The sequence below is a fragment of the Phytoactinopolyspora halophila genome (genome assembly GCF_003287285.1).
GTDB lineage: Bacteria > Actinomycetota > Actinomycetes > Jiangellales > Jiangellaceae > Phytoactinopolyspora_A > Phytoactinopolyspora_A halophila.
In genome coordinates this window covers 1-18,709 of record NZ_QMIG01000042.1, presented here as the reverse complement: position 1 = coordinate 18,709, position 18,709 = coordinate 1, and the positions used below count along the sequence as shown (strand labels likewise).

The window sequence follows — 18,709 nt, the reverse complement described above, 5'->3', positions numbered from 1 at the left end:
CGTAGGTGGCGGCGACGATAGCGAGCCTGCCGAGCAGGTGCCAGCGCCGGCGTTGGACACCGGCAAATACCCGCTGCGCCGGACACCCGGCCACGCCGGTCCGAGAACGTTAGCGACATGACACGATATTGAAATCGGCCGCGCCATCCGTGTTGTTGCCGGCGTATTGGCCAATTCATGTGGAAGGAGGTGCGCGTGCCGCACTTCGATGTGGTGATCGTCGGTACCGGGTCGGGTAACTCGATCCTGGACGAACGGTTCGCCGGCTGGGACGTCGCTCTGGTGGAACGCGGGCGCTTCGGGGGTACCTGCCTGAACGTGGGGTGCATACCGACCAAGATGTTCGTCTACACCGCCGACGTCGCCGGCACGCCGGCCGAGGCCGCGAAGCTCGGCGTCGATCAGACCCTGGATCACGTGCGGTGGAGAGACATCCGCGACCGGATCTTCGGCCGCATCGATCCGATCGCCGAGAGCGGCAGGGAGTACCGGATCGGCCACGATGACAACCGGAACGTCACCGTGTATCTCGGAAATGCCGTCTTCAGCGGTCACAAGGAGCTGACGATCACTCCAGAGGACGGGGGAGTGCCGGAAACCATCACGGCCGATCAGATCGTCGTCGCTGCCGGTGGCCGCCCCGTCGTGCCTGATATCGACGGCCTCGCTGAGCTGCCGTATCACACCAGCGACACGGTGATGCGCCTGGAGAAGCTTCCGCGGCGAATGACGATTCTCGGTGGCGGCTTCGTGGCGGCCGAGTTCGCGCACGTGTTCAGCTCGCTGGGGGTCGAGGTCACCGTGGTGGCCCGTTCTGGTTCGCTGCTGCGCGCCGAGGACGCCGGCATCTCGGCGCGCTTCACCGAGCTCGCTCGCCATCGATGGGACGTGCGGCTGCACACCAAAGTCGTGCACGCCGAACAGGACGGCCAGGTGAGCCGGCTTCAGCTGGAAGGCCCGCGCGGAGAAGAGGTGCTCGAAACGGACGTGCTGCTCGTCGCGACGGGCCGGCGGCCGAACACCGACCAGCTCGACGTGGCCGCTACCGGCCTTCAAACGCGCGATGGCGGGCATCTCGTCGTCGACGAGTACCAGCGCACGACGGTGGACGGGATCTGGGCGCTCGGTGACATCTCGTCGCCGTGGACGTTGAAGCACGTCGCCAATCACGAGCAGCGCGTGGTGCAGCACAACCTGCTGTATCCCGACGAGCTGGTCGCCAGCGATCATCGGTTCGTCCCGCATGCCGTGTTCAGTTCCCCGCAGATCGCCGCCGTCGGCCTGACCGAACAGGCGGCGCGTGAGCGCGATCTGGACTACGTGGTGGCCACCCAGGACTATTCCGATGTCGCCTACGGATGGGCGATGGAGAACACGACCGGATTCGCCAAGGTGCTGGCCGATCCCCGGTCCGGGACGTTGCTGGGCGCACACATTCTCGGCCCGCAGGCTCCGACCTTGATCCAGCCTTTCATCCAGGCGATGAGCTTCGGTCTCGACGCTCGAACCATGGCGCGTGGACAGTACTGGATCCATCCCGCGCTTCCCGAATTGATCGAGAATGCCTTGCTGAAGCTGCCGCTCGACGCGTCTCCTGCTCAGTAATTCCTTGCAGTTTCAGCTCGCTTGCCTGTGTTTAGCTCTCGAATGGCGTCCGAGTCTGTCGGTGCCATCCGATAGCTTCAGGAACATGAGTTCGGAGCTGCTCAAGGACCTGACCGAAGCGGTGCGGGAGCTGGCCGCGTCGCCGGTCGGTGAGCTCTCCGATGCCGAGGTCACGGACCAGTTGGTGGCGTTGCGCAAGCTCGCTGACGCAGCGGAGGCGGCATATCTGACGAGGCTTCGCACCTTCGACACCCGGGGGATCAGCGAGACGACCTCCGCGCTGTCCACCCGCGCGTGGGTCCGGCACCAGCTTCATGTCGCGCCCGGTGAGACTAGCCGCTCGCTGAAGATCGCCCGGCGGCTGACGGACCTGCCGGTCGTCGAGAACGCGCTGATCGAGGGCACGATCCGGGTCCCGCACGCGGGCGCGATCACGGACGCGACCGCGTTGCTGGGAAGCGAGGTCATTGCCGGCTGCCAGGATGCGCTGGTGGAGGCCGCGCGCGCCGACGAGCCGAGCCGGCTCCGTGCCGCCTTGCGTGGCCTTGGCGCTGCGGTGGACGACACGCGTGCGGTCAAGCGGGCGGAGAAGCGGGACGAGGGCCGCTGGCTCGATCTCGCGTCGACGTTCGACGGTGCGTACGCCATCGACGGGGTGCTCGGCTCGGAACATGGAGCTGTGGTGGGCACCGCGATCGACGCACTGTCCAGACCTGCCGGTCCCGACGACGCTCGCACTCCCGCGCAGCGCCGCGCCGACGCCCTGGTGGAGCTCTGCCGCCGGGCCCTGGCGCACGGCGACGTTCCTAGCCAGGCCGGGGAGTCCTCCCACGTCGTCGTGGTGACCGATCTGGCCACTCTGGAGTCGCGCTCCGGCGGAACGGGAACGCTGGCCGATGGGTCGATGCTGCGTGGCGAAGCCGTGCGCCGCCTCGCGTGTGACGCCAGGGTCAGCCGGATCATCGTCGGGCCCGATTCGCGGCCCCTCGATGTCGGCCGTTCGCAACGAACCGCCACCACGGCGCAGCGCAAGGGGCTGCGGTTGCGAGACGGCGGGTGCCGTTTTCCCGGTTGCCGCCGTCCCGTCGAATGGTCCGAGGTGCACCACGTCGTCTTCTGGGCCCGGGGCGGGCGCACGGACGTCGACGAGATGATCCTGCTTTGCCGCAAGCACCACACCACGGTGCACGAGGGTGGCTGGCACATTCAGATACTCGGCCCGGGACGGTTCAGGTTCGTGGACCCCGACGGAGTACCCGTTCCGTCCGAGCCGCCCGAATCGATCAGCCAGATCGTCACCAGGCTCGTCGACGCCACTCGTGCGTCGCCACCTCGCGCCGGGCCGGAGACCGGCGCCTGATCGCCGGCGGATGCCGGAGTTCTGGTCCTACTCGGTGGGCAGGGCGAGCAGGCCCCGCACCACCTCCACAAGATCGTTTCCCGTGACGTCGGGCGCGGAGAAGATGTCTGGAAAGGTGGCTTCGAGCCGTGCCACCCAGCCCGTGGCCAGCCCGGCCTGGTGGGCGCCGTGGGTGTCCCAGGCGTGGGCGGCGACCAGCGCCACCCGTTCAGGGAGCACGTGGGTGCTGTAGGCCGCGTGCCGGTAGATCTCTGGGGCGGGCTTCCACCGTTGCACGTCGTCCACCGAGAGTACTTGCTCGATGTCGTCGTCGAGCCCAGCACGTTCGAGCAACCGCGAGGTGATCTGCGCCGAGCCGTTGGTCAGCGTCACCATCCGCACCCCGGCCTCACCGGCCAGCCGCACTGCGGGCACGACGTCGGGATGCGGTTCGAGCTCGGAGAATCCCCCGAGAACGGTGCGCAGCGTCGCGTCGTCGACGCCGGGACCGACGGTCGATCGCAGCGCGCTGGTGGCGATCTCGCCGAACGGGCGGTAGCCGCCGGTGGCGACGAGAGCGAACGCATCACGTAGCAGGCGAGAGAACCAGAGCTCGAGAAGGTGGCCAGGTTGCCCGGCGTCGATGAGCCGCTGACGGATCGGTTCGAGCGGGAACAAGGTCTCGATGACATCGAACGCGATGACTAGCGGGCGGGTCGCCATGAGCCGATCCAACCGGTTCTCGCCCGGTCGAGGCAAGCGGTTCGGGAATCGGCGCGAAGATGCCGAAGTCGAGGATCTGGCGCTCGGCGAGTTCGGCCGAGATTAAGGCTTCCTTACGGATCCCTGCTGGTGGGAGTTGTCACTGGTCCGCGTTCGTTCAGAGGGCACATGATGTTCGGGGCGCACGGTTGCTGGCGTCCACGAGATCCATGGCTGCTCGGTGAGCGCGCTCACGGTCTGAGCGGGGCTCGTCCGGCACCGTGGTCATACGTTCGAGTTGAAAAGGAGTTCGAGGTGTTGCGCCGATCTAGATTTGCCCTGCTCGTGGCAGCAGGAGCGCTCGTGCTGGCCGCGTGTGGTTCGGATGACGCCGTGGAGTCGGCCGACATGGAAGGCTCCGACGAGGTTTCCGGCGAAGCGGGCAGCGAGCCGGAAGGAGAGGTCGACGACTCAGCGGAGGACGCGGAAGCCGGCGAGGACGAGGAGACCGGCGAGCGCGACGAGCCGGAAGACGGCGCAGAATCTGGGGGCGACGAGGCTGCGGGCGGCGGCGAGTCGGCGGAGACTGATGCTGAGGACGCGCCGGTCCCGGAGCAGCTCGAATTCACCGCAACGACGGTGGACGGTGAAAGCTTCGACGGCGCGACACTGGCGGGACAGCCGTCGGTGTTCTGGTTCTGGGCACCATGGTGTTCCTCGTGCATGGCCGAAGCCCCGCACGTGCTCGACGTTGCCGAGGAGCACGAGGGCGAGCTCAACGTCGTCGGCGTGGCGAGCCTGGGTGGAGAGCCGGAGATGCGCGACTTCATCGAGCGGACCAACACCGAAGACCTTCCACACCTCGCTGACGAGGACGGCGAGATATGGATCCTCTTCGAGATCGCTGAACAGAGCACGTTCGCCCTGGTTGACGCGGACGGCGAGGTGACACACCGCGGGCCGCTCAGCCCGGAGGATCTGTCCGCCCAGGCCGCTGAGCTGGCCAGCTGAGCATGGAAAGTCTCCCGATCGCCCTGGCCGCCGCGGCTGGGATGCTGGCCGTGGTGAACCCGTGTGGGTTCGCCCTCCTGCCGGCATACGCGTCGTTCCTGGTCATGGGCGACGATTCGCCGGATCGGCCGGCAGCCGTCCGGCGTGCCCTCGGGTTCGCGGGTGCGATGACGGCGGGGTTCGCGGCCGTTTTCGGTGCCTTCGGCTTGCTCCTGTCGAGCGTGGCGAACATCGGCAGCGTCCAGCGATACCTGCCCTGGTTCACCGTCGTGCTCGGGGTGTTGTTGCTGGGCTTGGGCATCTGGTTGCTGGCCGGTGGAAACATTCCCGGAATGCGGTTCGGTGTGCGCGGGCCCGAGCTCACACGCTCCCTCGGATCCATGGCAACGTTCGGAGTCACGTACGCGCTCGTCTCGCTGACCTGCACGTTCGTTCCCTTCCTCGCCACTGTCGTGGCAAGTTTCCGGACCGGCTCGTTTCTCGGTGGGCTCGCCGTTTTCGGCACGTACGCGCTGGGCATGGGACTGGTCGTGGTCTCCGTGTCACTGGCCGTGGCACTTGCCCAGACGACGATGGTGACGTGGCTGCGCAGGGCAGGAAGGCTTGTCCCGCGTCTCGGTGGTGGACTCCTGCTCGTCGCCGGCGGGTATGTGGCGTACTACGGCTGGTACGAGATCCGGGTACTGCGCGGTGGCGCCGTCGACGATCCGGTCATCGGTGTGGGCGAGAGCATTCAGAACTGGATGTCCCGCAGCATCGACGCGGTCGGAGTCTGGGGCTTCGCCATCGTCGCCGCCGTTCTGCTCGCCCTGGCGTTCGTCGTGACCCGGCGAATCAGGCGCAAGAATCAGGCGTCGCAGGAGTTGCAGGAGTCGGTCCAGTAGGTGCAGCAGTACTCGGTAGGCGGTGTGGCCGTCCCAGATCGTGTGCTTCCCGCAGTCTGTATACGGGAACGCAGCTCCACGCGGTGCCATCTTCCGCACGCCGTTCTGTGGTGGACAATGGGTGTGTGACCGAGCGCAAGCCGTCGGGAATGAGCTTCGAATCGTGGATCGAGCGGCAGATCCGCGAAGCCCAGGAACGCGGCGAGTTCGACAACCTTCCCGGCGCTGGCAAACCGCTTCCCGAATTCGGCAAGGCCCACGACGAGATGTGGTGGGTCAAGCAGAAGCTGGAGCGCGAAGGCTTGCCGACCGATGCGGTGCTGCCGACCCCGTTGAAGCTGCGCAAAGAGATCGACCGCCTCCCGGAGACGGTGCGCGACCTGCCCTCCGAGGACGCCGTACGTGACGTCGTCAGAAATCTGAACGAACAGATCGTCGAGTACATGCGCGCCCCGTCGGGTCCTCAGATCCCCATTTCCCTCGTCGATGTCGAGAGGATCGTCGAGCAGTGGCGCGATGGACATGAGGATCGTTCTGCCCGACCGGGCGAGCCCGCCCGACCGGGCCAGCCCGCTGATCCGCCGGTGGCTGCGGAGCGGTCGGGCCGGCATCGTCCCTGGTGGCGACGGCTTGTGCGGCGGGGCGGCGACGACTGAGCGGACCCTCTCACCGGAGGCACGTTCGGGCAAGAGTGTGAATGATCACTCTGGTTGTTGTGCCGACGCGGCGATTCTCCTTGCGAGATATGGGTATCGACGTTCAGGGTGGAAGAAGTCGCTCTTTGTGGCTCCACCTATTTGCACGCCTTGGTTTCGGCCCTGGACGGCAAAGTTGGATCGCGAGCTGCTGGGGGTGTCTGGCGCCATTCTCTGGCGTGACATGACTGCAAGGCACGAACGAGCGCAAGGAGCGCCCAAATGTTGATGCTAACCGATCAAGCCGTGACCGCCGTTCGTCACCTGACCTCGCAGCCCGGGATGTCAGAGGATACGGGTCTACGGATCGCCTCGACGACGGGTGACGACGGTAGCCAGGGTTTCACGCTGCAGGTCACCGATGCACCGGAGCCCGGGGATCAGGTCGTCGATGCCCAGGGAACCAAGGTGATGATGGATTCGTCCGCCGCCGAGCAGCTCGACGACAAGGCCCTGGACGCCGAGATCAGCGAGCAGGGCGAGGTTCAGTTCATGCTCGGCATGCAGCCGGAGTCCTGATACTGCATATCGCTGACGGGTCCTGCCGTGGCGAGCATGCGGCGGGACGTGGGGCGGAAGCGGTCGGATCTGCTCCAACGACCCTCAAGGGTCGCCCGGTACTGCATCATTCGAGCTTGTGTTGGTCCGGCGTCGTCTGTCCAGCTACGGACGGCACCGGACCTTCGCATATCTAGCGCTCTGCCCCACCGGCCTCGTTCCATCCAGCGGGGTCGTGTAGAGGAGCACCTCGTGTAATGCGTCCTGGATGATCGATTCCCGTGTGTGCCGGGAATCGGGGGCGCCCGGCGGTTGTCGCGGACACGCTGGTTCATGATCGATGTGGTGTTTCGCAGCGCCTGCGTGGAATTCAGGCCACTATGGCGACCTCTTTCCCGCACACCCCTCAACCTAAACTCCACACGGACCCATCTCTGGCGAGAAGCACTCGCGTAGGCGGATCATCCCCGCGTGCGCGGGGAGCACACGAGAGGTCTACAGGTGATGATCATGTCCGAGGGATCATCCCCGCGTGCGCGGGGAGCACACATGCTGCTCGACCGCCCCTACCCCACGTCACGGATCATCCCCGCGTGCGCGGGGAGCACGGCCAAAACTATGAGGACAGCGGGATTTCAGTCGGATCATCCCCGCGTGCGCGGGGAGCACGTATATGATTTTAATGGTTCAGGCGACGTTGAAGGATCATCCCCGCGTGCGCGGGGAGCACCTGATCGGTCCGACTGGCCAGGGCAAAACAACAGGATCATCCCCGCGTGCGCGGGGAGCACCCGGGCAAGAGATCTAGATGTTAGTTTACGGGAGGATCATCCCCGCGTGCGCGGGGAGCACTCCCGGACCCGATTTCGCGACGGCACGGCTGAGGGGATCATCCCCGCGTGCGCGGGGAGCACGCGTTTTATGCACATGCGGACGTTGACCGACATGGATCATCCCCGCGTGCGCGGGGAGCACATCAGCAGAAGTGATTCGACAGATCGTGTCAAAGGATCATCCCCGCGTGCGCGGGGAGCACCTCATCCTGGATCATGCATCCTCCCCAGTGGTGGGATCATCCCCGCGTGCGCGGGGAGCACGCCGGTGTGGCTTACTGTCATCTAAGCGTCCGCGGGATCATCCCCGCGTGCGCGGGGAGCACTCTCTCCTGCGCATATGACTCGACCATCTCCTCGGATCATCCCCGCGTGCGCGGGGAGCACATGCCCCTCACGCGACCACCTCCACCAGCCGCCGGATCATCCCCGCGTGCGCGGGGAGCACGGCTGGCCACGCTGAACCGCGTTCGGTTCAACAGGATCATCCCCGCGTGCGCGGGGAGCACTGACAGGCGGCGAGGGAACCAATTCGACGCTGTGGATCATCCCCGCGTGCGCGGGGAGCACGCACGCGGGCGCGCGCCAGTCCCGGTACGCACAGGATCATCCCCGCGTGCGCGGGGAGCACTCCAGATTGATGATCTTGGCGTGGGCCTTCTCGGGATCATCCCCGCGTGCGCGGGGAGCACCTGTATGGCGTGGATGTTCAGCGCTCGGACGAGGGATCATCCCCGCGTGCGCGGGGAGCACCCGGGCTGGCTGCCTCGTGGCAATCCCGCCCGCGGATCATCCCCGCGTGCGCGGGGAGCACTCGACGGCGGTCAGCAGCTTCGCGGCCTTGCTGGGATCATCCCCGCGTGCGCGGGGAGCACGAGGCGCTGGCGAACCTCCAGGACCAGGCCGGTGGATCATCCCCGCGTGCGCGGGGAGCACTTGGGTAGCTCCCGGTCGAGCTTCTTCAGATCCGGATCATCCCCGCGTGCGCGGGGAGCACGTTGGGGCGGAGATGTCAGCAATGGTCGGGACCGGATCATCCCCGCGTGCGCGGGGAGCACGGGCTCGACGAGGCGGCCGCCGGCATCGAGGTCGGATCATCCCCGCGTGCGCGGGGAGCACCCAGTTCAGGGGTGGATCTATTGAGGGGTGATCGGATCATCCCCGCGTGCGCGGGGAGCACCGATTGGACGATACTTGGACGCTCGTTGGACGCGGATCATCCCCGCGTGCGCGGGGAGCACGGCGTCGGCCGTCAGGAGCAGGACTGCCGGTCCGGATCATCCCCGCGTGCGCGGGGAGCACCCTTTTTGACCTGGTGCGTTATGTGCCGATCATGGGATTTTTGGTTACCAAGTGTCGAGTGGCCAAGGCTAGCGTGCTGCCCGGCAATCTGTGTGCTAATGGCTTCGTTGGGATGTTCCCGATAGTACGCGGCAACTATGATGCTTGAGCTAGTGATCGCTCAGTGAGCTTCGGATGGCCGTAAGTTGGCCTCCGGATTCGGTGAACGTTGCGCAGGGGGTGGGATCTCTGTCGGAGGTTGTTGTCAGCGTTCCCGTCACAGCAGCCTGGGGTAAGGCCGGGAGCGGGTCAGTGCCGCATCCGCTGGTGTGTCACATGATCGATACTGTGGCGGTGGCGGAGCAGCTCTACGACGTATATTTGGGTCCGACCATGCGCCGTGAGCTTGAAACGGGACTTGGCCCACTGGGGCACGTTCCGTCCTGGGTGGCTGTGCTATGTGGCCTTCATGACCTGGGTAAATGCAGCCCAGTCTTTCAGGCGAAACGGTTGGATCTTGCCGTCGCCTCGTTCGGCGACCAGGTGAAAGGCGAGTTGGAGAGACTCGTCTCTGCTGCGCAAAAGGGACGTGTTGATATCAAGCACGGGGATTTCACTACTGTCTATTTCCGTGATGCCCTGCGCCGATGGGGAGCCACAGCTGACGTCACAGCGGCGATCGCACACGGGATCGGTGGTCATCACGGCAACTTGATCGCGTCTGACAAGTATCTCGCAGCGAAAGATAGACGTGGACACTATGGCGGGCACCGATGGGACCAATGGCGAGATGACTTGGTCACCGCTCTCATACAACTGTGGTCGTTGGGCGAGCCGGCCGAAGCTAACTGGGCCGAGACGTCGCTGGATGTTGCGACGGCAGCAGTGGGTCTGATCGCGCTGACTTCGGTATCAGACTGGATCGCGTCGGATGACACAAAGTTCCCCTACGCCGGATTCCCCGTAGATGATCTGGAAGCGTATCGGGAGTCTGCACGTGAGAAGGCCCAGGATGTTGTGGGTCGGAGGTTGCGCTGGCGGAAGTGGAGGCCACCGGAGGACACAAGGTTCAGGCAACTCTTTCCAGCCATCCACGACCCGCGGCCCTTGCATCTGGCTGTCGAGTCGTTGGTCGCCGAGCAGGACTCCGCAGGGGTGCTCGTGATCGAAGCGCCAACCGGGGAGGGCAAGACCAAAGCGGGAGTGCAGGCCATGGCCACGCTGGTGCGCCGTCTCGACCTCTCCGGTGGATACATTGCGTTGCCAACGCGGGCCACGGCCAACGGCATGCATAGCGAGCTGAGCGACGCCGCGCATGACCTGGGGATGGAGTACTCGCCCAAGCTCGTCTACAGCACGGCTGTGAAGGAGCTCGACGATGCTCGGCTCGACCCGTCGGAGGTTGGCCTGGACGACGATGCACCCATGCATGTGGAGAAGGAGTTCTTCACCCGTCGGCGTGGCCTGCTGTTCCCGGTTGGTATCGGCACCTGGGACCAGTCACTTCAGGCGAGCATCATGTCGCGCCATGTGTACGTTCGCTTGGCCGGATTGTCGAGCAAGGTCCTCCTGGTCGACGAGGTCCATGCACTCGACACTTACAGTTCGACTCTGCTGTACCGCCTTATGTGGTGGTGCGGTCGACTCGGGATCCCGGTGATCTTGCTCTCGGCAACGCTTCCAGCAGATCGTCGCGCAGAGCTGATTGCTCAGTGGAAGGCGGGGAGCCAGAGGCTGTTACCCAATGAGGTCGAGGCTTCTCGGGTTCAGGTACCTGGCGGTTGGCAAGTGACGTGGGCCGGCACGGTCGGCGAGCCCGTTTCCCGGCCGATTGCGATTTCGGATGTCAACGCTGATCGCGAGGTGGAAGTTGATCACTTGGCAGACGACGAGTTGACCACGTGGCTCGAGAAACGGATTGGGCAGGGCGGATGTGCCCTGGTCATCTGTAACCTCGTCGGTCGTGTCGAGGATATGTACACGAGGATTGAGCAGGCGATAGCCGATTGGGAGAAGCCGCCGACACTCGTCTACTTGACCCGCATGACCTCAGAGGGCCAGCGCACAGACATCGAACGGTGGCTTCGAGAGAGTTTTGGCGAGACCTCAGAGCAACGCCCCCACGCTATCGTCGTCGGAACACAAATCCTGGAGCACAGCCTCGACATCGACTTCGACCTGCTAGTCAGCGACCTGTGTCCGATAGACGTGCTGATCCAGCGGGTGGGCCGAGTGCATCGGCACCATCGCCCACCCGAAGTTCGGGGTTGTCAGGTCCCAACTCTGGGGTTACTTGAACCACCTATTGGTAAGAACGGCCCCTCGTTTCCACGAGGACTTCATGTCGTCTATCCGCACGAACCATTGCTACGTACCTGGCAAGAGCTGCGTGACGTGTCGTCGCTGCGGCTTCCGAGCCAGACGTCGAAGCTGGTGCATGACGTCTACGTCGCTTCGAAGCCGGCGCCGGAAGGGCTGGAGCGTCGCTTCGATCAAGCCGCGAAGACTTATAGCAAGCAGCAGGAACGTGACGAAGCGTATGCGCGACACTATTACATTCCACCGCTACGGTGTGACGACTCCATAACGCGCCTTACGGAACAACCGATGAACCCCGGCCGCACTCGCCGCGACCGTCGCGACCGACGGGATGGATCATGACTGTGCCAGACGACTCCGAAGAGAGTGTCGAGCTGGAGCGGCATATCGATGTCGTCATCCTGCGCTCCGATTCGCCGCATCCGCGCACGTTAGAAGGAGTTGCGCTGGATCTGACCGAAGAGAACGAACTGACAGCTGGCGAGATCGACGCCGCCCTGCGTTCAGCTGTCCACCTGACGTGCCCGGTAGACATTGATATTGATGCCTACCGAGCACTGGAAGGGCTTCCGGTACCCCGACCGTTTTCTCAGTCTGGGTGGCTGTACGACTATCGGCGGCTCGTACTCGACGACGACGGTGCATCCATCGACGCCGTCAGACTCGAATATCACCCTGTGTTCGGCCTGCGTATATGGGAAACCGAGACCTAGGCTATGTAAGCAGGGCGAGTGTCACGTTGCCCCCAGGAGCCCCCATGCCACGAGTCCGACGACGAGGAACAGGAAGATCCACATGACGAGAGACACCTCGGCGGTGACCGACAGGCGGAACGCCGGAAGGTGTCTGTCCGACCATCTACTGCGCCGATCTTTAAACAATATTTCCCCCCGGGACATTGCGGCTCGTGCTCGTCAGTGCTGACAGTACCACAGAACCAAGCGTATAGGTGTTGCTCGCCATTCGCGGCGTGTATGCTGATGGTGTCTCCCGGTTCAGGGAGGTGATCCGCGTATAGGTGTGGCGGATATGCACTTATCGCGATCTCCCCGCGTCAGCGGGGGTGTTGGCTCATCGCGATGGAACGGATATCTTGATCCCTCGATCGTGTAGAGGGGGGACGTTGAGCTACCGGCTTACCGAGCAGCCGTGGGTGCCGGTCGTCGATTGCGATGGCCATGCGCTGGAGCTCGGACTACGAGACGTGCTGCGGCGAGCGCATCAGTTGCGGTGGGTAGACGCGGAGGCGCCACCGGTCACGGCAGCACTGCATCGGCTGTTGATCGCGGTGTTGCATCGAGTCGTTGAAGGGCCTCGCAATAGACACGAATGGCGCCGGTTGTGGTCAGCGGAGTCGCTTCCCGAAGATCGGATTGACGCCTACTTCGATGATCATGCCCGTGCCTTTGACCTGTTCGACGACGAACGGCCTTTCTTCCAATGCCCTGCCCTGGCCGACCTGCAGGCACGGTCAGCCGCTCAGCTCGTACATTTCCGGGCCGTTGGCAACAATGCGACGCTGTTCGACCAGACGACCGCCGGAGAACGCCTCGTTCTCAGCGCGGCCGAAGCCGCGCGGTGGCTGGTTACGGTACAGGCATACGATCCCGGCGGGCTCAAGACCCCGTTCACAAAGGTGAAACAGTCGCAGCGGGCGCCATGCAACAATTTTGGGACGGTGGTGGTCGAAGGCGACACTCTCAAAGAGACGTTGTTGCTCAACCTTGTGCTCCATGAACCCGATGCGAACGAACCAAAGCACACGTCCTCCGCAGATCGTCCTTCATGGGAAGCTGAGCCTCCGTCGCCGGAGCCCGAGAAGCGAGTGACAAAGGGCTGGCTGGATGTCTTGACCTGGCAATCGCGGCGAGTACTACTACATCGGACGTCCGATGAGGATGGCGCGACAGTTGACGGTGCTGTGATCACGCCGGGCGATGCTATGGAAGAGCAGCTTCACTGGGTTGAGAAGATGGCAGCCTTCCACCAGCCTGAGAGGCGCAGCAGGCGTAGTAGTGATGAGCAGCGCCAATGGCAACCGATTCAGCTGCACAGGCTGCGGGGTATCTGGCGACATGCCCGGGAAATGTTGATCCCGGAAGATGACTTTGGTCATATCCGGCCGCATGTGCTCAACCACGTAGCAGATCGCCTGGCCGATGGATTCCTGCCCACGAACGAGGTATTCACGATACGCGTCTTCGGTCAGCAGCTCGACGACTCGGGCGGCGGATCGGTGCAGACCTGGCTGCAGGAACAGCTCCCGGCGCCGGCCGCATTGCTGCGGGCGGAGAAGGTATATAGCGACTCGGAGCATGCAGCGGTCGAGACGGATAGCTGGGCCAACGGTGCCCTGATCGGGATTTGTGTGGAACTGGCAGACGACGTCGGTCAGGCCATCAAAAAGTTGGTCGACCGGTGGCGTGAATCGTTAAGCGCACAGCATTCGGCAAGAGAGAAGCGCAATGCGCCATACAACGTCGGTCTCGAGCAGGACTATTGGCCACGGCTCGCCCCAGAGTTCGACAAATTCCTGAGCAATCTTGGTTATGCCGCGCTGAACGCGTCATCCCGGGAGCCGTTGGTGCTCGAATGGAAGGATACGGTTCGAAACGTCGCTTCAGTTGCTGTTGATCGGTGGGCAGTGGCCGTTCAGCAACGTCGGGTACGACAGCTAGACGCCGTGGCCAAGCATTACGAGTGGTTTCGGGGTCGCCTGCATGGCCTGTGTGACGATTTCGACGACAAGATGAAATCTATCTTGCCTTACGAGGGGGTTTGATGGGTGAACTCACCCTGGTCGAGAGACGACACCGACTGGTTGAGGGCCTGTATCAACTGGGGAAAGACTTGTCGTCGGATCAACGGCATCAAGTGGCGCACGCACGCAAGACGCTTGCTCAACTCCGGCGGGTCGCGGTCGCGGATCGGTACGAGCACGGAGCGTATGAACTGGTATTTCGCCATGACCCGCCAGAAAAGGAACAAAGGGTTTGGCTCATGGTCGCCGGACTGTATGCGCTCAATCCTCGACCACATCCGGGCAAGTCGCGGCTACCGTTGTGTGCAGCGTTAGGAAAACTTGCCAAGGTGAACGACGGCAAATACGCTTCGTCAGCGCAACGGCGTATGCAGCAGCTTCTCACGGCCGACACCGATCGACTTTCCCAAGACGTGCGGGCGAGCTTGCAGATGCTCGACGCCCACGAGCTACCGGTCAACTTCCACCATTTGCTGCGAGATCTCCTCGTCCTTCTTAACGCCGATGACGAGCGTGCCAGCGACGTTCGGATGAGGTGGGCGAGACAGTTCCACCGTCCTGATCGGGAAAGCAACACCACCTACGACACAAACGAAACCTCTGTTGCCGAGCAACTACAGGAGAGCGCCACGTGATCATCGAATTACACCTGCTGCAGTCGTTCCCAGCGAGTAACTTGAATCGAGACGATCTTGGTCAGCCCAAGAGTGTGACATTTGGTGGCGTGCCGCGTGGTCGAATTTCCAGTCAGTGCCTGAAGCGTTCAGCTCGTCAGCTGTTCACCAGCTATGGCCTGGATGACGAGAATGTCGGGACTCGTACGAAACGCCTGGTCACAGCGGCAAGTGAGCTTCTTGTAGAGCGGGGCCGAGACTCCGAGACCGCACAGGAAATCGTTGCTGCTGGGTTGCATTCACTTGGGTTTGGGGTGGAAAGGAATCGGCTAACCCAGTATCTGCTGTTTGTCGGTCGCGACGCGGTGACCCTGCTCACCGATTTCTGCGACGACAACTGGGACGCTCTGGCAGCCGGTATTGAGGAGGCGAAGAAGAAAGAGAAGAAGACCGACGACGCGGCTACCAAGATCTCTAAGGTGAAACCGGAGAAGGAGACCGCCGCCGAAGCTCAACGAATCTTCGACGCGAGTCGTGCCGCAGATATCGCGCTGTTCGGACGGATGATCGCAGACAACACGGACTTCAACGTCGATGCTGCGTCCCAGGTGGCTCATGCGATATCGACGCACGCCGTGGCAACCGAGTTCGACTACTACACCGCCGTTGATGATCTGAAGCGTGACGATGAGCAGGGTGCGGACATGATCGGCACGATCGACTTCAACGCCGCCTGTTACTACCGCTATGCCAACGTGGATCTGAGTCAGCTCGCGAACAACCTCAAGGGCGACGACGAGCTCGTCGCTCAAGCAGCTGGAGCGTGGCTCTCGGCATTTGTCCATGCCACGCCCAGTGGTAAGCAGACGACTACGGCTGCGCGCACGATGCCGGAGACTCTGCTCGGGACAGTACGTGAACGTGGAGCTTGGAATTTGGCCAATGCCTTCCTGCGTCCGGTCACGGGCAGCGACATCATGCGGACTTCCACCACGAACCTGATGTCGCATTTCCAGAAGCTGCGCGAGTTTTACGGCACCGACGAGCTCCGCGAGGTCGTCGGTGCGTCGATCAGTGCCGACACCGCTCCTCTGTCGGACAGCGAGACCGCGTTGACGCTGGACGACTTCCGTCATCGGCTGCTGACCTCGGCTCTGTCGTGACGATGCCTTACACACTTGCGCTATGCCTGGATGCTCCGATGCAGTCGTGGGGTGTCCGTTCTCGATTCACGAGCAGGGACACGGCGCGTGAACCGACCAAGTCCGGTGTCGTCGGGGTGGTTGCTGCCGCACTCGGCATAGACCGGGACGACGACGAGAAGATTCAGGCCCTGGCCCAATTGGAGATTGGCGTTCGCGTCGATCGTGAAGGTCTTCTGGAACGCGATTACCACACGGTCTCGAACGTGCCGAACACGGAAGGTAAGAATCACCGCACTGTGGTCAGTCACCGCTATTATCTTGCTGATGCGTTGTTCCTCGTCGCTGTCCAGTCAGAGCATCATGACACGTTGTTCCGAATACATGCGGCGCTGAACCAACCGCACTGGCCCGTCTACCTAGGACGGAAGGCATTCGTGCCTGCGCGCCCGCTCGTCGGGCCGTCACCGGATGACTCGTATCTCGGCGTGGCGGAGGGACGCGTCGAGGGAGTGCTCGAGTCGCATGTGTGGCTGGAGAACAGCAAGAAGGAGTGCGATAAGGCAGTCCGAGATCTACGTGACGGCAATGCCCGTCGGCTACGCACTCTCGTCGACGGTCGGCCGACGGATGCGAGAGCCGAGCCACGACACGATGTGCCAGTATCGTTCCGTAGCCGTGACCGGCGCTTCTACACCCGGTCGGTGTGTCGTGGTGAGGTCGTACTGACCGAGTCGATGATCGCGGGAGAACAGTCGTGTATTTGAGCAGACTCATTCCCGACACGACGGCGCACGCGTTCCGGCGCGATTACGCTGATATTCACCAGATGCACCGCACCATCATGTCTGGATTCCCGGAGCTTCCGGAGGGCAGCGCCACCCGTGAGCAGCATGGCGTGCTCTGGCGGCTGGACCACGGAAACGTGGGGTACACGCTCTACGTGCAAAGTCGCACTCAACCCAACTGGGACGGCTTCGACCAATATCTCAAACGACCCGCTGACGTACGTGAGCTCAGCACTACGTTCGACACCCTAAAGTCAGGGCGAGTTCTGTCCTTCCGGCTCATAGCGAATCCGACGCGTCGCAGAAAGCCAGAGCCCGGCGAGAAGCGCCGAGCCGATACGCGATACTCACTCAAAGATCCCGAGGAGCAGATCAGCTGGCTCGTGAACCGTGGTACGCAGAACGGATTCACCATACCCACGGGTGCCGACGCCCGCCCGGACCTGGCGCCATCGCCATGTCCTCGCCTCACCGGTTACCAGGGGAACGGGCGGCATAACAAGGTGACAGTAGATCCCGTGCGCTTCGACGGGCACCTGGTTATTACAGATCCGTCGGCGTTCGTGGAGGCTCTCTGTGCTGGCATTGGTCCGGCGAAATCATATGGCTGTGGCCTGGTGACCTTGGCACCTCCGCATCGATCCTGGTGACGTTCTGATCAGCTGCTGTCAATGACGAATCCCAGCTGACGGAGGCTGTCAACGTGACCGCGTGTCGGCGGGCACTCATAGAAACCGGACCGCTGAGTCGCCACGCCCGTTCAGTCAGGCAGCCCAGAAGAAGTCGAATCGGCCCTGGCCATCACCTATAGGGTAGGGCAAACGTAACAGGAGGTGTGTTGCGCGACTCTATGCGCTCGCTCTCGGTCGGATGGCGTCAAGATCTGATCCGAGATGATCACGTGCAATCTCAAGGTCGTACCTGCTTTGCAGATTCAGCCAGAACTGCTCTGATGTGCCGAGGTACCGAGCCAGCCGCAGGCTCGTGCCGGCCGTGATGCGCCGGTGACCATGAACGATCTCGTTGAGTCGCCGCGGTGGAACGCCGATCGAAACGGCCAGCTTGTGCTGGCTGATCCCATGGGATTCAGGTACTCCTCAACAAGGATCTCGCCTGGGTGAATTGGGGTGTCCGTGCTTGTCATGGTTCCTCCTGTTTCAGTGGTAATCGACGATCTCCACGTCTTCCGGCCCGGCCGGAGTCCAACGGAAACAGATTCGCCACTGCTGATTGATTTGAATACTGTGCTGGCCGCGCCGCTCTCCACGTAGTTGCTCGAGCCGATTGCCGGGCAGGATCCGTAGATCGGCGAGCGTCTCGGCCGCATCAAGGGTCAGTAGCTTGCGTGGCGCAGCACGTCGGAGGGTTGGATCGAGTCGTGGTGAGCGCAGTCTGTTCCACACGCGTTCGGTGTCCTTGTCGCCGAACGAGAGCAGCACGATAGCACTATAACGCTCTGCGTTATTAACGCTTCACGTTATGCTCTTAGTCGCGCATTTACATCTGGCGTCAGCGCGGGCAACACACGCGCGCACTACTCCCGCGTGCGCAGGAAGCACGGTGCCGACCAGGCGCGATAGCGGGATCTTCCGTCGGATCACCCCCGCGTGCGCGGGGAGCACGGCGATCGTCCCAATAAAGCGCGCTATCCGCTTCCATCACCCCCGCGTGCGCGGGGAGCACGGGCTGTGCGTGACGGCGGGGAACCTGGTCGACGGATCACCCCCGCGTGCGCGGGGAGCACTCGTCGAAGTGGAGGTCCTGCCGCACCGTCATGGGATCACCCCCGCGCGCGCGGGGAGCACTGCGGGATGTGCCTGTGACCGCAGGGGAAAGTGGGATCACCCCCGCGTGCGCGGGGAGCACGGCAGCCTGCTTCTCCCCCACCCCTCGCTGGGAGGATCATCCCCGCGTGCGCGGGGAGCACGTGCGCATATAGGTGTGCTTGCGGTCCCGGTGCGGATCATCCCCGCGTGCGCGGGGAGCACCACATGCCATATTCAGATTTCGACAAACCATGCGGATCATCCCCGCGTGCGCGGGGAGCACTGGATCCGCGTGTTGGCTGCCACAAATCGCGATGGATCATCCCCGCGTGCGCGGGGAGCACGCTTTTTCTGCTCTTAGGCGGACCATCGAGCTCGGATCATCCCCGCGTGCGCGGGGAGCACGCTAGTAGTGCCCCATAGAGTGGTGTAGCGCTGGTGGCCAGCCTCGTCGCGGACGTAGGCGCGGTC

The 18,709-nt window shown here is 63.4% G+C and carries 15 protein-coding genes, 1 pseudogene and 2 CRISPR repeat arrays; of the genes and pseudogenes, 13 read left to right on the top strand and 3 right to left on the bottom strand.

The genetic code is table 11. The features are described 5' to 3' along the window. Positions 1-195 precede the first annotated feature (195 nt). Together DPM12_RS21055 and DPM12_RS21050 are read left to right on the top strand one after the other, a co-directional pair. The gene (locus DPM12_RS21055) at positions 196-1,605 is read left to right on the top strand and encodes a mycothione reductase (protein WP_112260336.1); all 1,410 of its coding nucleotides are present in this window, start codon (positions 196-198) and stop codon (positions 1,603-1,605) included. Positions 1,606-1,690: 85 nt separating this feature from the next. Then, a complete protein-coding gene (locus DPM12_RS21050) occupies positions 1,691-2,965 on the top strand; it encodes an HNH endonuclease signature motif containing protein (RefSeq protein ID WP_112260318.1) in 1,275 nt (424 codons plus the stop codon). A gap of 27 nt (positions 2,966-2,992) precedes the next feature. On the opposite strand, the gene DPM12_RS21045 is transcribed toward DPM12_RS21050, so the two are convergent. After that, positions 2,993-3,667: a haloacid dehalogenase type II gene (locus DPM12_RS21045; protein WP_112260317.1), complete on the bottom strand. Its 675-nt coding sequence runs from the start codon at positions 3,665-3,667 to the stop codon at positions 2,993-2,995. A 294-nt stretch (positions 3,668-3,961) separates the two neighbouring features. Between DPM12_RS21045 and DPM12_RS21040 the strand changes: the two genes are divergently transcribed. From DPM12_RS21040 to cas6e, 11 genes are all read left to right on the top strand, one after another. Next, entirely contained in the window at positions 3,962-4,657 is a 696-nt protein-coding gene (locus DPM12_RS21040) for a TlpA family protein disulfide reductase (protein ID WP_123788502.1), read from the top strand. A 2-nt stretch (positions 4,658-4,659) separates the two neighbouring features. After that, on the top strand, positions 4,660-5,541 hold the full coding sequence (locus DPM12_RS21035) for a cytochrome c biogenesis CcdA family protein (RefSeq protein WP_112260315.1): 882 nt from the start codon (positions 4,660-4,662) through the stop codon (positions 5,539-5,541). Positions 5,542-5,666: 125 nt separating this feature from the next. Next, the gene (locus DPM12_RS21030) at positions 5,667-6,197 is read left to right on the top strand and encodes a DnaJ family domain-containing protein (RefSeq protein ID WP_164465299.1); all 531 of its coding nucleotides are present in this window, start codon (positions 5,667-5,669) and stop codon (positions 6,195-6,197) included. Between the two features lie 261 nt (positions 6,198-6,458). Continuing rightward, positions 6,459-6,755, top strand: coding sequence for a Fe-S cluster assembly protein HesB (locus DPM12_RS21025; RefSeq protein ID WP_112260314.1), 297 nt, complete (start codon positions 6,459-6,461; stop codon positions 6,753-6,755). Positions 6,756-7,192: 437 nt separating this feature from the next. Beyond that, a CRISPR array of direct repeats spans positions 7,193-8,869; the repeat unit is 28 nt; unit sequence GGATCATCCCCGCGTGCGCGGGGAGCAC. A 174-nt stretch (positions 8,870-9,043) separates the two neighbouring features. Next, positions 9,044-11,509 carry a CRISPR-associated helicase Cas3' gene (gene cas3, locus DPM12_RS21020; RefSeq protein WP_112260313.1) on the top strand — a complete coding sequence of 822 codons (2,466 nt, stop codon included), beginning with the start codon at positions 9,044-9,046 and terminating at the stop codon, positions 11,507-11,509. A gap of 2 nt (positions 11,510-11,511) precedes the next feature. Further along, on the top strand, positions 11,512-11,880 hold the full coding sequence (locus tag DPM12_RS21015; RefSeq protein WP_112260312.1) for a hypothetical protein: 369 nt from the start codon (positions 11,512-11,514) through the stop codon (positions 11,878-11,880). A gap of 305 nt (positions 11,881-12,185) precedes the next feature. Beyond that, complete coding sequence (gene casA / locus DPM12_RS21010) at positions 12,186-13,949, top strand: type I-E CRISPR-associated protein Cse1/CasA (protein WP_112260311.1); 1,764 nt, start codon at positions 12,186-12,188, stop codon at positions 13,947-13,949. After that, a complete protein-coding gene (gene casB, locus DPM12_RS21005) occupies positions 13,949-14,563 on the top strand; it encodes a type I-E CRISPR-associated protein Cse2/CasB (protein WP_112260310.1) in 615 nt (204 codons plus the stop codon). Before casA ends, casB begins: the two co-directional genes overlap by 1 nt. Continuing rightward, on the top strand, positions 14,560-15,705 hold the full coding sequence (gene cas7e, locus DPM12_RS21000) for a type I-E CRISPR-associated protein Cas7/Cse4/CasC (protein ID WP_112260309.1): 1,146 nt from the start codon (positions 14,560-14,562) through the stop codon (positions 15,703-15,705). The genes casB and cas7e overlap by 4 nt, the downstream gene beginning before the upstream one ends. A 2-nt stretch (positions 15,706-15,707) precedes the next feature. Then, positions 15,708-16,451 carry a type I-E CRISPR-associated protein Cas5/CasD gene (gene cas5e, locus DPM12_RS20995; protein ID WP_112260334.1) on the top strand — a complete coding sequence of 248 codons (744 nt, stop codon included), beginning with the start codon at positions 15,708-15,710 and terminating at the stop codon, positions 16,449-16,451. Next, positions 16,442-17,122, top strand: coding sequence for a type I-E CRISPR-associated protein Cas6/Cse3/CasE (gene cas6e / locus DPM12_RS24570; RefSeq protein WP_112260308.1), 681 nt, complete (start codon positions 16,442-16,444; stop codon positions 17,120-17,122). Before cas5e ends, cas6e begins: the two co-directional genes overlap by 10 nt. 198 nt (positions 17,123-17,320) lie before the next feature. Here the strand turns inward: cas6e and DPM12_RS24395 are convergent. Then, a pseudogene (locus DPM12_RS24395) lies at positions 17,321-17,616 on the bottom strand (HigA family addiction module antitoxin). Between the two features lie 13 nt (positions 17,617-17,629). Then, positions 17,630-17,911: a type II toxin-antitoxin system RelE/ParE family toxin gene (locus DPM12_RS20980; RefSeq protein ID WP_112260307.1), complete on the bottom strand. Its 282-nt coding sequence runs from the start codon at positions 17,909-17,911 to the stop codon at positions 17,630-17,632. Between the two features lie 155 nt (positions 17,912-18,066). Beyond that, a CRISPR array of direct repeats spans positions 18,067-18,643; the repeat unit is 28 nt; unit sequence GGATCATCCCCGCGTGCGCGGGGAGCAC. Between the last annotated feature and the right edge of the window lie 66 nt (positions 18,644-18,709).